The organism is Zunongwangia endophytica (assembly GCF_030409505.1).
Taxonomy (GTDB): Bacteria; Bacteroidota; Bacteroidia; order Flavobacteriales; family Flavobacteriaceae; genus Zunongwangia; species Zunongwangia endophytica.
The window spans coordinates 2,950,755-2,964,990 of the sequence record NZ_JAUFPZ010000002.1; the positions used below are offsets into that span (position 1 = coordinate 2,950,755).

Annotated in this window: 10 protein-coding genes; 1 reads left to right on the forward strand and 9 read right to left on the reverse strand. The window is 35.0% G+C overall.

Annotation, left to right across the window (positions count from 1 at the left end):
- Window positions 1-172: 172 nt before the first annotated feature.
- The 7 genes from QWY91_RS12840 to QWY91_RS12870 all read right to left on the reverse strand — a co-directional run bounded on the left by QWY91_RS12840 (window position 173) and on the right by QWY91_RS12870 (window position 10,432).
- The gene (locus QWY91_RS12840; protein ID WP_290235712.1) at window positions 173-2,791 is read right to left on the reverse strand and encodes a TonB-dependent receptor; all 2,619 of its coding nucleotides are present in this window, start codon (window positions 2,789-2,791) and stop codon (window positions 173-175) included.
- A gap of 262 nt (window positions 2,792-3,053) precedes the next feature.
- Complete coding sequence (gene pgi / locus QWY91_RS12845; protein WP_290235714.1) at window positions 3,054-4,688, reverse strand: glucose-6-phosphate isomerase; 1,635 nt, start codon at window positions 4,686-4,688, stop codon at window positions 3,054-3,056.
- Between the two features lie 68 nt (window positions 4,689-4,756).
- Window positions 4,757-5,989, reverse strand: coding sequence for a peptidoglycan DD-metalloendopeptidase family protein (locus tag QWY91_RS12850; RefSeq protein ID WP_290235716.1), 1,233 nt, complete (start codon window positions 5,987-5,989; stop codon window positions 4,757-4,759).
- A 9-nt stretch (window positions 5,990-5,998) separates the two neighbouring features.
- Window positions 5,999-6,958: a tryptophan 2,3-dioxygenase family protein gene (locus tag QWY91_RS12855; protein WP_290235717.1), complete on the reverse strand. Its 960-nt coding sequence runs from the start codon at window positions 6,956-6,958 to the stop codon at window positions 5,999-6,001.
- A 1-nt stretch (window position 6,959) separates the two neighbouring features.
- A complete protein-coding gene (locus QWY91_RS12860; protein WP_290235719.1) occupies window positions 6,960-7,736 on the reverse strand; it encodes a DUF3108 domain-containing protein in 777 nt (258 codons plus the stop codon).
- A gap of 296 nt (window positions 7,737-8,032) precedes the next feature.
- The gene (gene hppD / locus QWY91_RS12865) at window positions 8,033-9,175 is read right to left on the reverse strand and encodes a 4-hydroxyphenylpyruvate dioxygenase (protein ID WP_290235721.1); all 1,143 of its coding nucleotides are present in this window, start codon (window positions 9,173-9,175) and stop codon (window positions 8,033-8,035) included.
- 87 nt (window positions 9,176-9,262) lie between these two features.
- On the reverse strand, window positions 9,263-10,432 hold the full coding sequence (locus tag QWY91_RS12870; protein ID WP_290235723.1) for a homogentisate 1,2-dioxygenase: 1,170 nt from the start codon (window positions 10,430-10,432) through the stop codon (window positions 9,263-9,265).
- A 201-nt stretch (window positions 10,433-10,633) separates the two neighbouring features.
- Between QWY91_RS12870 and QWY91_RS12875 the strand changes: the two genes are divergently transcribed.
- Window positions 10,634-11,650: an LLM class flavin-dependent oxidoreductase gene (locus QWY91_RS12875; RefSeq protein WP_290235724.1), complete on the forward strand. Its 1,017-nt coding sequence runs from the start codon at window positions 10,634-10,636 to the stop codon at window positions 11,648-11,650.
- Here QWY91_RS12875 and QWY91_RS12880 read toward each other — a convergent pair whose 3' ends face one another.
- Window positions 11,651-12,028, reverse strand: coding sequence for a ribosomal maturation YjgA family protein (locus tag QWY91_RS12880; RefSeq protein ID WP_290235727.1), 378 nt, complete (start codon window positions 12,026-12,028; stop codon window positions 11,651-11,653). It lies immediately after the preceding gene.
- Complete coding sequence (locus tag QWY91_RS12885; RefSeq protein WP_290235729.1) at window positions 12,019-14,235, reverse strand: patatin-like phospholipase family protein; 2,217 nt, start codon at window positions 14,233-14,235, stop codon at window positions 12,019-12,021. Before QWY91_RS12885 ends, QWY91_RS12880 begins: the two co-directional genes overlap by 10 nt.
- Window position 14,236 lies beyond the last annotated feature (1 nt).

The window sequence follows — 14,236 nt, forward strand, 5'->3', positions numbered from 1 at the left end:
TAAAATTTGTTTGATTTGATTTTAGTTCGCCGCAAAAAAAGTTAATAAAACTGTTTTTAACGTTAACGCAAGGTTAACAAATAATTGTTATACTCTAGCAATCAGAAGTTACCTTTAACAAAAAAGCCCCCTAAAAATAGGGGGCCCTTGAATTTATATGGTTAGATACTTATTAGAAATTGTATTTCACAGCAATGTTCCATGTAGTACCATTACCGAAAAAGTACCCATAATTATCTTTTTGAGTGATATATTCATGATCAAGTAGATTGTAAATGTTACCTATCAATTGAATATCATTTTCTCCCAGATCAAATGTATAGCTTGCTCCAATATCGAATAATGAATACGAATTTAATTGTTCTGGTTGGTATGTATCTCCTGCCAAAGAAGTTTCAGCTACATCTTCTACTTCAACCAATCCATATAAATTATCGTAATAATTCCAATTGGCTGATAACGAAAGTTTTCTTGAGATCACGTCGTAATCTATTCCTAAACCTGCTGAATTTTGAGGCGCACCACCTACCTTAGTTCCTGAAAGATCTACATCTAGCTGGTCTACGAATTCGGAGTTGTCATTATTACGGATTCTAACTGGCGAAGAACCATCATATTCCCAATTACCAGTTGTAGCATATCCACGGATAGTTAAATCCATAATAGGTCTCCATTTTAAATCGATTTCCAAACCTTTGTGAAGTTGTGAAATATCAGAGAATAAGAATGCTGCATTTTCAACATTAGCGCCGTTTCCTGTATAGTTACCTGAAAAATTTAAGAATCGATTTTCCCATTTTGTATAGTATGCATTGAAATTAGCTGAAAAACTACCGCTTTCAAAAGCATAACCGGCTTCAAAACCTGTGATTTCTTCATTATCTACTTCTGGATCTGCAAAAGCAGTATTATCACTATAGCTTGGGAAGATATTATCCAAGAAAGGTTGTCTAGAATATTTACCTACATTACCGAAAATAGTATTGCCTTCTACAAATGTAAATGAAGCACCTGCTTTTAAATTGTAACCAAATTTATTTTCAGTTTCAGACTCTCTTTCACCTTCAAAATTTCCTCTATCGTAACGCTTGTAAGATTGGTTAGAGATTGCTCCTTGAGCGAAAACAGAAAATATATCGTTAGCATACTCAATTTGACTAAAGCCACCTTGATAATTAATGTCCTCTGAATAGTCATAATCGATACGCTCTCCTTCATCTGCAAAATCGAATAACGCACTCCATGGATCTGCATCGAAAGTCGCAGTTACTGTATTATTAGGGTTTCCTCCGAAATCTTCTCTAACTCCGTTTAATCCAAGCGGATCTACGATTTGACGAAAGTGATCTCCCTTATAAAATCTGATGTCTGCACCGGCATTTATAGTGATATTTTCTAAACCTGTAAATTCGTAATTTGTTACGCCACCATACCAGGCATGGTTATTCACAGAACCTCTAATAAGAGTTCCGTTACTTCCTGATTGAAATCCATCTTCTACATCTATATTAGATCCGTTTACGATATAATCCCAATCTACTAAACCATTTCTAGTATAAGCACCTTCTGGAGAAGAATCGATACCATTATCAACCTTTCCGAGTCCATTACCATAGGTTCCTGTTCCACCTCCGCGACCAAAAGATGCATACATTACTGTAGATAGATTTGAAACTTCACTCATATCCCAATCCCAGTTTAAATTGACAACTGGTTTATGATAATAATTTCTTCTATAGGACAAATACTCACCGTCTCTAAATCCGTAATTATTATTGTATTTTAAACCATATTGATCATAAAGTTCCGCATCTTTAGAAAAGTTTTGATCGTGCCATTGTGGAGCCCCGGTAACTAAGAAATTAAACGTATGATCTCCTGCCTCTTTTCCTACTGAGAAAAAGTAGTTTTGACCTTCCCCTTTTGTTCCATTAGCCCATTTACTATGAGCTCTCCAATAATCCACTAAGAATGAGAATCCCCAGCCATTTTCGTTAACTCCCGTATCATAGGAAGCAGTTCCTTTTACGTAGCTACCATTACCAACCATAAAGCGAGCAAATCCACCTTCAGTTTTATTAGTTGCTTTCGTTACAATATTTACTGTTCCACCAACAGATGATATTGCTAATTTTGAAGATCCCAGACCTCTTTGCACCTGTACTGCATTTGCAATATCAGTTATACCTTGCCAGTTAGACCAGTACATGTTACCATCTTCCATACCGTTAATAGGCTGACCATTTAAAAGGAATGCAGTATTACTTTGATCGAAACCACGAACAAACATTTCTGAATCTCCAAAACCACCAGATTCAGCAGTAACATATACGTTTGGAGTGTTTTTCAATACTTGTGGAAACTCTACGTTTCCTGTAGCTCTTTTCTGAATTTCAGATTTTGTAATAGTTGAAACAGCGATAGGTGTTTTTCTATCGTCTTCTAAATCGATAATACCAGATCCTATTACAACCACTTCAGATAATGCATCAGCATCAGAAGTAAGCATAATATCTCCAAGATCTTGAGTTCCTCGGCTAAGATCGAACTTGATATCTTTTCTTTCGAATCCAACGAATGTTACTCTAACGGTTCCTGAAGACTTTTGGGCCTCCAAAGTAAAATTACCATCGAAATCTGTAGTGGTACCGGTATTAGTTCCCACGATCATAACATTTGCACCGGGTAGCGGTGCATTCATTTCAGCGTCCATTACCGTACCGGTAATAGTTCCCTGAGCAAAGATTGTTGCTGTAAAAAGCAACATAAGTAGGGTAATTAATTTCCTCATCAGTAAGTTTAATTTGTTTTAATTCCTATTTTTTGCAAATGAAAAAAAATCCAAACATTGCAAGTTTAACCCAATGTTAAGAAGGATAGTTTTAACAATTTCGGGCGAAATTAGAACAATTTAACTGGTAAAAAAATATGCTATTGCAACGCAAAGGTTATAGTTAACAAAGTCTTAATTTTAACACTTGATTTCTATAATAGAATAAAAAAGCACCCTTATAAAAGAGTGCTTTTTATCAAATACTTTAAAAATAGTTTATCTATTTCGCTAGAAAAACCTTTAATAGATTACGTGTAGAAGAATCATGATTTTCGATTTCTTTGCTATCTATATCTTTCAGAATATTACTAGCTAATTGCTTACCTAGTTCTACTCCCCATTGATCGTAACTAAAAATGTTCCAAATGATACCCTGCACAAAAATTTTGTGCTCGTACATCGCTACGAGTTTACCTAGACTCTCTGGAGTAAGCTTATCGATAAGGAAAGAAGTTGTTGGTTTGTCTCCATCAAATAATTTGAATGGAAGCAATTCTTTAATTTCTTCTTCGCTCATGCCTTTAGAAGTAAGTTCTTCTCTAACTTCATCTTCAGTTTTACCTTGCAGTAAAGCTTCGGTCTGCGCAAAGAAGTTTGCCATCAATTTTTTGTGATGATCTTTATCATCAAACAAAGAAATTTTATAACCAATAAAATCGGCTGGAATTAATTTAGTTCCCTGATGAATCAACTGGAAGAACGCATGCTGAGAATTTGTTCCGGGCTCTCCCCAAATTATCGAACCTGTTTGATAATCTACCTTATCACCGTTACGATCAGTACTTTTACCGTTACTTTCCATAACCGCCTGTTGCAGATACGCTGGTAATCGGTGCAGATATTGTGAGTAAGGAATCACTGCTTCACTTTCTGCCTTATAAAAGTTGTTATACCATACACTTAAAAGACCAGCAAGAACAGGTATGTTATTTTCGAATTCAGTTTCTTTAAAATGCTTGTCCATTTTTTGAGCTCCACTTAGCATCGCATCAAAATTAGGATATCCGATAGCTAAACTAATCGATAATCCAACCGCACTCCATAAAGAGAAACGACCACCAACCCAATCCCACATTGGGAAAATATTGTCTTCATCAATTCCGAACTCTTTTACTTTTTCTACATTACTAGAAACTGCTATAAAATGTTTAGAAACCGAGCCTTCAGGAGCGGTTTTCATAAACCAGTTTCTAATAGTAGTTGAATTGCTTAATGTTTCTTGAGTAGTAAAGGATTTAGAAACAATAACAAATAGTGTAGTTTCAGGATTAAGATCCTTAATTGTTTCGTGAACGTGATCACCATCTACATTCGAAACGAAATGTACATTTAAGTGATTTTTATAAAACTCTAATGCTTCAGTAACCATTACTGGACCCAGATCTGAACCACCAATACCAATATTTACAACATCAGTAAAGCTCTTTCCGGTGAATCCTTTTCTGATACCTTGAATAATTTCCGAAGAAAAAGCTTTAATCTTAGCTTTAACTTCTTCAACTTCATTAATTACATTTTCGCCATCAACTTTAACCTCAGCATTTTTAGAAGCGCGCAATGCGGTATGCAATACTGGTCTTCCTTCTGTTTGGTTTATAGCCTCTCCTCCAAAATAAGCATCCATTGCTTCTTTAAGTCCGCATTCTTCAGCAAGATCAATAAGAAGTGATTTAGTTTCTTCTGTAATTTTATTTTTACTGAAATCTACGTAAAAGTCGCTCCACTTTACGGTGAATTTAGAAGCTCTATCCTGATCTTTTTCAAATAAAGATTTTAAAGACTGATCTTTTGTCTCTGCATAATGAGACGCTAATTTTTTCCAGGCTTCTGTTGTAGTTGGATTAATGTTTTTCATTTTTCTGGTTTTTTGGTATCAGACGATTATATCCTAAAATAATAATTCTAACCGCCAGAAACTTATTTTTAGATCTTTTTATAAGAAATATTATCTAATTCTTCTTTGAGCGGTGCTATAAATGCAAAATAGTCATCTTTCTTAGCACCCTCGATTTTTTTAGCTGTGGGTAAATTTTGACGATAAGGATCTACTTGCTTTCCGTTTACCCAAAATCTATAACATACATGTGGCCCAGTTGCAAGGCCGGTGCTACCCACAAAGCCAATTACATCACCCTGTTTTACGGCCTGTCCATTTCTTACATTCCGCTTGCTCATATGCAAATATTGGGTGGTGTATTTTTTATTGTGACGTACTTTTACATAATTACCATTTCCCGAAGTATAACTTGAGGCGATTACTGTACCATCTGCCGTTGTTGTAATTGGCGTTCCTGTTGGTGCTGCATAATCTGTCCCCAAATGTGCTTTCCAGCGTTTTTGTACAGGATGGAATCTCCTTTTTTGATATCTAGATGAAATTCGGCTATAGTTTAAAGGCGCTTTTAGGAAAAAGCTTTGTAGTGCTTTAGCATCTTCATCGTAAAAACTAGCTTGTCCTGTAAGAGAATCCGTTTCGTAACTAAAAGCATAAAATGGCCTGCCCGAATGTTTAAAAACTGCTGCATCTACACTTTCTACTCCTGCAAAGATCGTATCGTCGATATATTTTTCATTATATATCATTTTAAACTGATCTCCTTTTTGAAGTTTAAAGAAATCAATACTCCACTGATAAATATCAGATAATTGATATACCAAAAGATTGCTTAACCCCTGAGCTTGCATTGCTTCAGATAAGGATGAAGTTACCACTCCAGAAACTTCTCTTCTTTTTATTGAAACAGGCTTCTTCGCTGTAAAAGCTGAAATACTATCGCCCATATTCACAACCGTATAATCAATTTTATTATTTTGATAAATAAAATGAAGCGGCGTATGTGCTGAATCTTTTGCTTTTAAAATAACATATTTCTTTCCTGCAGTAATTCTCGCAGGATTAAAAGTATCTTTTACAGTCTGCGATATTTCGAAAACCTTTCCACGATCTACACCATGACGATCTAAAATGTATCCAAAATTATCTCCTCGCTCTATGGTATCTACAACCACATCGAAATCATCCAAAACAAAACCATATTCTTTTACAACAGGTTTAGGCTCTGATTTTTTAGTTTTTACTACTGCCTGATCTTTCGTATCTTCTCCACATCCTGCAAAAATTAATAATAGCAGGAATAAAAAACTAAATTTCTTCAATTCTTATTTTTAATTTTCAGTATTAAACATATTATTCACCCAATCTTTGCCCCATTCATTATGCTCATCTTCACTCCACAATTCAGGAAAAAATGATATTTTTTGAAATCCCGGTGGTAAAAATTCTTTCCAATTTGTTCCTCCGGTTGCTTTCACCGTTTTTTTCCCTTTATCTAAATATCTATGAGCAGCACCAATATGCATAAGCAACCAATTAACGTTTACACTGGTATCAAAAGTACGTAAAGCATTAATTAAATTTTGATTGTTTTTATCAGTTGGCGCTAAGTTCTGATAGCAATCGTAAAGTGTATTACCTTTAACTTCATTCGCAATTCTTAAAAATCGGGGCGTATATCTTTTTTCGAACTGCTTTAAGGTTAACGTTTTCTCGCCGGTTTTTAGGTCGATACCTCCTTTTTTCCAGTATATATTTTCAAATAATTCTTCTACGGAATTATCTAAATTGAACTTTTTTCTAATTTTATATTCTACCAGATTTTGAACCGGAGTCGCATAAAATTCGATCATCCTGAATTGCGCCGACTGAAAACCGCTTGCCGGCAGCAAAGCCATCCTAAATTTTAGAAACTGCTCTCGCTCCATTCCTTTAATCATTACATCAAAAGAATTGATAAGCACTCTAAAATAACGATTCATCCTATTTAGCTTTTCCACAAAATACGTAGCAGTTAAATTAGGGTTATCGATTACCTGCTTTTGCTCGTGGATAATCAGCTTAAAGTATAACTCGGTTATTTGATGGTAGGTAATAAAAATTTCTTCGTCGGGAAAATGAGTTGCCGGTTTTTGCAAGCTCAAAAGTGTATCCAGATTTATATAATCCCAGTATGTTAAATAACGATCGTAAAGTAGACCGTCTAAATAAGAACCCATATCCTGACCAGAATTTTTGAATTTTTCTTCAAGTAATTCTATTCTTTCGGCTATTTCGGGTTTAATTTCCATGCTAATCTACAATAATCCTGAAGGGATATTTTAGACCTTTGTAAGCTTCAAGATCTGCATCTAAAGATCCTACCGCCAGATTGGCTTCGATTTTTAAAGGCACTTTGTTTTTATCGTCGCTTACCCAAAAAGTAAGACTTTCTTTCTCTTTAAAAACTCTACCTGCCATTACATAAGGCCTAAACTTAAGCGCGTTTATTTTTCCAAATTTTGTTTTTATACTTTCCCGACCTAAAAATTTCACCTTAAAATCCATATTTTCATCATCAATGAAAAGATTTAGATGAAGTTCGTAACCGGGCTGCAGCGCCTCCTCATTTATGTTGCTGCGAATATAGTAAAATGCCGACAACATATCATGGATATTTTCCTTTGTAGAATAGGTCTTTTTCTTATTGTGCTTTTTATCATATACATAGGCTGTATTGGCCTTTTGGTCAAAATTGATCTCCAGATCTTTAGTGTGCCCACCTTCGTCGATTTTACGAATAAATTTTAATGGTTTACCCGTTTTACGGTCTATATAAGTTTCGTAATTATCGTCTACTTTAAAAAACCAATGCATCATTCCGGTAGATTTTCCTGTACCAACAATATGGTAAACCGGTGTACTACTTAAATAATCTTCGCTAACCTGAAGCTCTGCATAGCTGGCATTAAAAGGACCGTAATGAATTCTGAATTTAAACCATTCTCCGGCATCGTAAGCAGTTTGTGCTTCATGCGAAGAAAGTGCTACAAAAAAGAGGAATATCGTAATTGTAAGTTTTTTAATCATCGGTTTAGATTTGAAATAGTTTCATTTTAAATGACTAACTGTTACGAAAAATACAATTACTATTCCAAAAGTATCAAAACAAAAAACCCCATCAAATTAATGACGAGGTTTTTTATCTTATTAACCAACTAAAACTTAAATTATGAAAAAACAAATTTGGTAACCACTCCAAAAATGCGAGCGCAAAATTCTGGATTTTCTTCCGTTAAAAAAAGTCGAAAATAAACTTTAACTAAATCATTGATTTTTAAATAAAGAAGACGCTTTTTAATTTCCTAAAAATCAATATTTTTCGATTAATTTAGTGTTCCCCTTAAATCTTGCTCTCTTTCTATTGCTTCAAAAAGAGCCTTAAAGTTTCCTTTACCAAAAGATTGTGCTCCTTTTCTCTGGATTATTTCAAAAAACATCGTTGGTCGATCTAGTACTGGTTTTGTAAAAATTTGCAGTAAATAACCTTCGTCATCTCTATCAATAAGCACACCTAGTTCCTTTAATGGCGCTAGCTCTTCATCTATTTCACCAACACGATCCAACACATCATCGTAGTAAGTTTCTGGAACATATAAAAATTCTACGCCACGATCTCGTAATGCAGTTACCGTTTCGATAATATTATCGGTAGCTAAAGCAATATGCTGCACTCCAGCACCATTATAAAAGTCGATATATTCTTCGATTTGCGACTTCTTTTTTCCTTCCGCAGGCTCGTTAATGGGGAATTTGATGCGACCATTTCCGTTACTCATAACTTTACTCATTAAAGCCGTATAATCGGTAGAGATATCTTTATCATCAAAACTAACCATCTGGGCAAAACCCATCACATTCGCATAAAACTCACACCATTTGTTCATCTCGTTCCATCCTACATTACCAACCATGTGATCGATATATTTCAAACCAACTTCAGAAGATTTGGCTTTAGTAGTATAAGTTCTATACCCTGGCATAAATACGCCCTGATAAGCTCCGCGCTCTACAAACAGGTGAACAGTTTCACCGTAAGTATGAATACCTGATATTACCACTTTACCGTGCTCGTCTTCTAACTCGTAAGGTTCCACGTAACTTTTTGCACCTCTAGATGTCGTTTCCTTATAACTTTTTGTCGCGTCGTCTACCCAAAGTGCTACAACCTTAACGCCATCACCATGTTTATCGATATGCGCATTAATCTCTCCGGAAGGTTGTAATGGCGATGTAAGTACAATTCTTATTTTCCCTTGCTGCATTACATAAGAAACGCTGTCTTTTCTTCCGGTTTCTAAACCAGAATAAGCTACCGGCTGAAATCCCCAAGCGTGTTGATAGTAATAGGCCGATTGCTTAGCGTTGCCAACATATAATTCAACAAAATCTGTCCCTAAAATTGGAAGAAAATCTTCTGCTTCAGGAATTACTTTTTCTAATTGTAAAGAGGAATTATCTTTAGACATATTTATATTTTCTTTATTTTTTTCTGAATAAATTTTAATCAAGCGTGAACTTGTTTACTCTGAATTCGATTACGCCGAATCCAAAGTCTACTTATCTTCTTTTTCTAACCAAGATCTATAATATGTTTCATCAGCGATTGCCATGGCGTCTTCGGTTAGTTTTAAAGGCTTAAAAGTATCTACCATCACAGCTAATTCTTCTGTTTCGGTTTTTCCGATGCTTCTTTCTACAGCTCCCGGATGCGGTCCATGCGGAATACCGGCAGGATGCAAGGAAATATGCCCTGCTTCAATATCATTTCTACTCATAAAATCGCCATCTACATAATAAAGTACCTCATCACTATCAATATTACTGTGGCTGTAAGGCGCAGGAATACTTTCTGGATGATAATCGTATTTTCGAGGGCAAAAACTACAAACCACAAATGCATCAGTTTCAAAAGTTTGGTGAACTGGTGGTGGCTGGTGAATTCTTCCTGTGATTGGTTCAAAATCATGAATCGAAAACGCATAAGGATAGTTATAACCATCGTAACCTATCACATCAAACGGATGTGAAGCATAAACGGTGTCGAAAATTTCTCCCTGCTTTTTAATTTTGATTAAAAAATCACCTTTTTCATTATTTGTTTCTAGCTCATAAGGTTGTCTTATATCTCTTTCGCAAAAAGGCGAATGTTCCAAAAGTTGTCCAAACCAGTTTCTGTATCTTTTTGGCGTATAGATTGGTCGCCTGGATTCTACGATAAATAATCTATTATTTTCATCTTCAAAATCCAATTTATAGATTGTTCCTCGTGGAATAAGTATATAGTCTCCGTACTTAAAATTAAGATTCCCTAAATGGGACCTTAATTTTCCGCTTCCTTTATGAATAAATATTAGCTCGTCGCTATCCGCATTTTTATAAAAATAATTATCAGTAGATTTTTGTGGTGCTGCCAGTATAATATCCACATCGGTATTAGTCAAAATAACCTTGCGACTTTTTAGATAATCAGCTTCTGGTTTCACCCGAAACCCTTTTAATCGGTAAGATTTTAAGTTATTCTCTTTGGCGATTTTAGGTTTCACGGAATATCCTGCTCCAACCTCTTTAACCTGAGTAGGTCGCTGTTCGTGGTAAGCAATAGAAGACATTCCATCGAAACCAATAGTTCCAAAAACCTGCTCGTAATAAAGATTACCATCTGGTTTTTTAAAAATCGTATGGCGTTTATGCGGAATCTTCCCCAATTTATGATAGAAAGGCATAGTCAAAGATTTAATTAAACGTTAGTTATCACTGTTGAAATTATAAAATTATCAACAAAATTGCCTAAAATTAGCTTATTGATAAATTTATATAAAAAAGAGCTATTATTTCTTAAATGAAACGTAAATATGAAAATCAATACCTTAATTAGCTTGTAAGATTTTATTCTAAATTCCGAATAACTTAAAAAGATTTTGAACATGGAGCGTGATATAAAGATTGGAATATTAGATCAATCAGTCGTTAGAACCAATGCGACACCAAGAGCAGCGGTTCAGGAAACTATTGATACTGCTATTTTTGCTGAAGATTTAGGTTTTCATCGTTTTTGGATTTCAGAACATCATAATTCCAAATTTATCGCTGGCTCTACTCCAGAGGTTCTTTTGGCAAGATTAGGTGCTGAAACTTCGAATATTAGATTGGGGAGCGGAGGAATAATGCTTCCTAACCATAGTGCTTTTAAAGTAGCCGAAAATTTTAGAATGTTGGAGGCTTTATATCCAGGAAGAATTGATCTGGGAATGGGACGTGCGCCAGGCGGAGACCAAACAAGTGCCAATCTTTTAAATCCTTCGAACACTTTTCAGGAAGAAGATTATATAAATCAGATTCAGCATATCAATCAATTTTTTAAAGACGATGCCAGGGTAAATTCAGGAGCAATTTATGCCGTTCCGCAGGTTGAAACAACACCACAGCAATGGATTTTAAGTAGTAGCGGTGGCAGCGCAAAAATTGCTGCAGATCTCGGACTAAATCTGGCCGTGGCAAAATTTATAAATGGGAGTATTTCTCCCAGCGTTGTGGAAACCTATCGTAAAAATTTTATTGCTACGGAAGATAAACCAGAGCCTAAGGCTTTAGTTTCTTCTTTTGTAATGTGCGGCGAAACCGAAGAAGAAGCAAACCAAATGCGAAAGTATATTGATTATATTTTGTTGCAATTTGACAAAGGTAATTATCAGGAACTTCCGGCATTTGAAGATATTAGAAATCATAATTTCACGTCGTTCGAAAAACAACGTTTGCATTATAATGCCGGCAGACTAATTTCTGGAACTCCCGATCGTGTAAGAGAGAAAATTAGTGCGCTTGCTAAAGATTTTGATGTAGATGAAGTGATTATTTCTACCATTAGTTTCGATAGAGACTTACGTTTTAGAAGTTTTGAGCTTGTTGCAGAAGCTTTTAATATGATTAATGTTGAAGTGTAATTACTTATAATGTTTAAACCTGGCTATTAAAATTAGAGTCAAAAAAGCCAAAGTATAAGCAAGCATATCCAACCAATCGAAAGAAGAACCCAAAATCATAGTTGTGGCTGTGGTTCTTTTTATGTTTAGAAGCTTTAAGATGTTTACATATTGCAGAAATTCGATAGTGTAAGCTAAAAATAATACGAATATGGCGAGTTTTATTCTGGAGATTTCTAAAAAGGATAGAAAGAAATAATAGATTAAAAATACTACAATATAATCGCCTAGCACATTTCTTATAAATCCACCATTTTCAAAGCCTGCGATTAGAACCTCTAAAGCAAACAGCATCGCTGCGATTAGCAAATATTTTCTCGAAATTCTAACTAAAACCAAAATCCTAAGCTAAAGAACCACTGCGACGAATTTACTTCAGGAGAGTAAGAATATTTTACTTCCATAGGACCCAAAAAGGTTTCTATACCGTAACCTAAAGCATAACCGGTATAATCTGGTAACGACAACCAGTTTCCGGTAGAAAATAAATCTTCCTCTACATTAGCAATATTAGTACTTAAAGTAATATGATTATTTTTAAAAAGTTCCACATCAACTTCAGCTAAACCTTTTATATAACTGTCGCCACCAATGCTTATAAAATCATAACCGTAAAACGGCACCATGTTATTAATAAAATTATTTCCGTAGCCGCCTAAAAGAAAATCCAATGTTTGCTGATTGCCCTTCCCTATTTTAAATCCTGCTTCAGAAAATAAACGAAAACTAACATTAGTGATTGGCGTAAACACATAACCAATTTTCCCCTTGGCAATCGAAAATTCGGTAAAATCGTCTGCAGATGAGAATGGATAAATATGAAAATCTCCATTAAAATAGATTCCTTTTTTTGGATAATATTTGTTATCGAAAGAATCATATTTTAAATATCCAAAAGCACTGTAATAATCGTTATTTTCAAACTCTGTTCCTTGTATATCTACTTCGGTCTCACTATTAATAGTTTCTGAAGATACTTTAATATACTTATGCTCGGCACCAATTCCTAAAGATGCAACCTGCTTAAAAAGTGTTTCTACATAAAATTGATTGGTAAAATCCTTAAGATCGATATCAATTTTATTGATATTTAATTGTTGCTGAGATATATCATCCTGAATAAGACTATAATTCACCCCGGTATCGAAAGTATTAAAACGCGATTTCACACCGATACTCCAATAATATCCCTTATCGATATAATACTGAAAGTTATACCGAAGATTTTCTCCAACAATTAAATCCATTGAAGTCACATCGTTAGTGAAAATCGAACTTTTTCGGGTTAAATTTACCAACGCCGCACTTTTGTAAAGATCGTCATAATGCAGGGCAAGCTTTAAATACGTTTTATTTTCACTTTCATCTAAACTAATATTCAACGCATACGACTCGTCTTCATCGGGGCTTAAAAAATAATTTATTTTATCAAAGTTTCCAGAGGCCGATAAGAAATCGATACTAGAATTAATTTCAGTAAGACTATAATTACCAGGGGTTGACAAACGCAAGCGTCCTAAGATGAAAGAACGGGGATAATTGGTGTTACCGGCAAGATCAATTCGGCTTAACTTTAAAGAATCCAGAGGTTTTCGTTTAAAAGGATGGTTGTGCTCACCTTGCTTTTTAGCCAATGCTTGTAATGCTTCAACTTGTCTTTCACCTGCAACTTTACCAGAATCGATAATTGCTTTACCTTCTTCAAAAGATAGAATCGAAAATTTACCAATATCAGGACGAATATAAATATCGGTCTTCGGAATTTTTTCCTTCATGTCGTTAATTGTCCTGAAGTTACTTACCTGCGTAAAAATATCGAACGCACCTTTTAAATCATTACGATTCATCAAAGAATCCTGAACATCTACACCGATAATAACATCGGCACCACGTCTTCGTAATTCTTCAACCGGATAATTATTGACCACCCCGCCATCGATCAATAGCCTGCCATTAATTTTTACCGGAGCAATTAATGACGGTATAGAGCCACTTGCTGCTACAGATTTTGCCAGCGATCCCCGATCTAAAATAACTTCTTCACCAGTTTCAATATCAGTGGCCACACAAAAAAATGGAATGGGTAATTTAGAAAAATCGGTTTTGTTATCCAGATGAACGGTTAAGCCAGACATCAAATTATAGATATTTTGTCCTTTACTTAAACCGGAAGGAAAACCAACCTTAAAATTATCAAAAGGAAGCGTTAGTGCATAACGTTCGGTATTTTCTTTTTCGTAGAAGGTCATTGCTGTTCTTGGAATCTCGTCCTGAATTAGCAAATTAAAATTGGTATGATTTACAATAGAATCCAGCTCGGTAGCTGTATATCCTGAAGCATACAAACCACCAACAATCGCCCCCATACTTGTACCGGCTATATAATCAATATGCACACCGGCATCTTCTATAACCTTTAACGCTCCAATATGAGCTAAGCCTTTTGCCCCTCCTCCGCTCAGCACTAGCCCTACTTTTAATTTTTCTTCTTGAGAAAAACTTAAAAGCGAACTACATAAGAGTAAAAGACAGAGGACGTTTTTCATT

Excerpts from the sequence above, each read along its gene's own strand:
- QWY91_RS12840 (WP_290235712.1), bottom strand. The coding sequence starts at position 2,791 with ATGAGGAAATTAATTACCCTACTTATGTTGCTTTTTACAGCAACAATC.
- pgi (WP_290235714.1), bottom strand. The coding sequence starts at position 4,688 with ATGAAAAACATTAATCCAACTACAACAGAAGCCTGGAAAAAATTAGCG.
- QWY91_RS12855 (WP_290235717.1), bottom strand. The coding sequence starts at position 6,958 with ATGGAAATTAAACCCGAAATAGCCGAAAGAATAGAATTACTTGAAGAA.
- QWY91_RS12860 (WP_290235719.1), bottom strand. The coding sequence starts at position 7,736 with ATGATTAAAAAACTTACAATTACGATATTCCTCTTTTTTGTAGCACTT.
- hppD (WP_290235721.1), bottom strand. The coding sequence starts at position 9,175 with ATGTCTAAAGATAATTCCTCTTTACAATTAGAAAAAGTAATTCCTGAA.
- QWY91_RS12870 (WP_290235723.1), bottom strand. The coding sequence starts at position 10,432 with ATGCCTTTCTATCATAAATTGGGGAAGATTCCGCATAAACGCCATACG.
- QWY91_RS12875 (WP_290235724.1), top strand. The coding sequence starts at position 10,634 with ATGGAGCGTGATATAAAGATTGGAATATTAGATCAATCAGTCGTTAGA.
- QWY91_RS12885 (WP_290235729.1), bottom strand. The coding sequence starts at position 14,235 with ATGAAAAACGTCCTCTGTCTTTTACTCTTATGTAGTTCGCTTTTAAGT.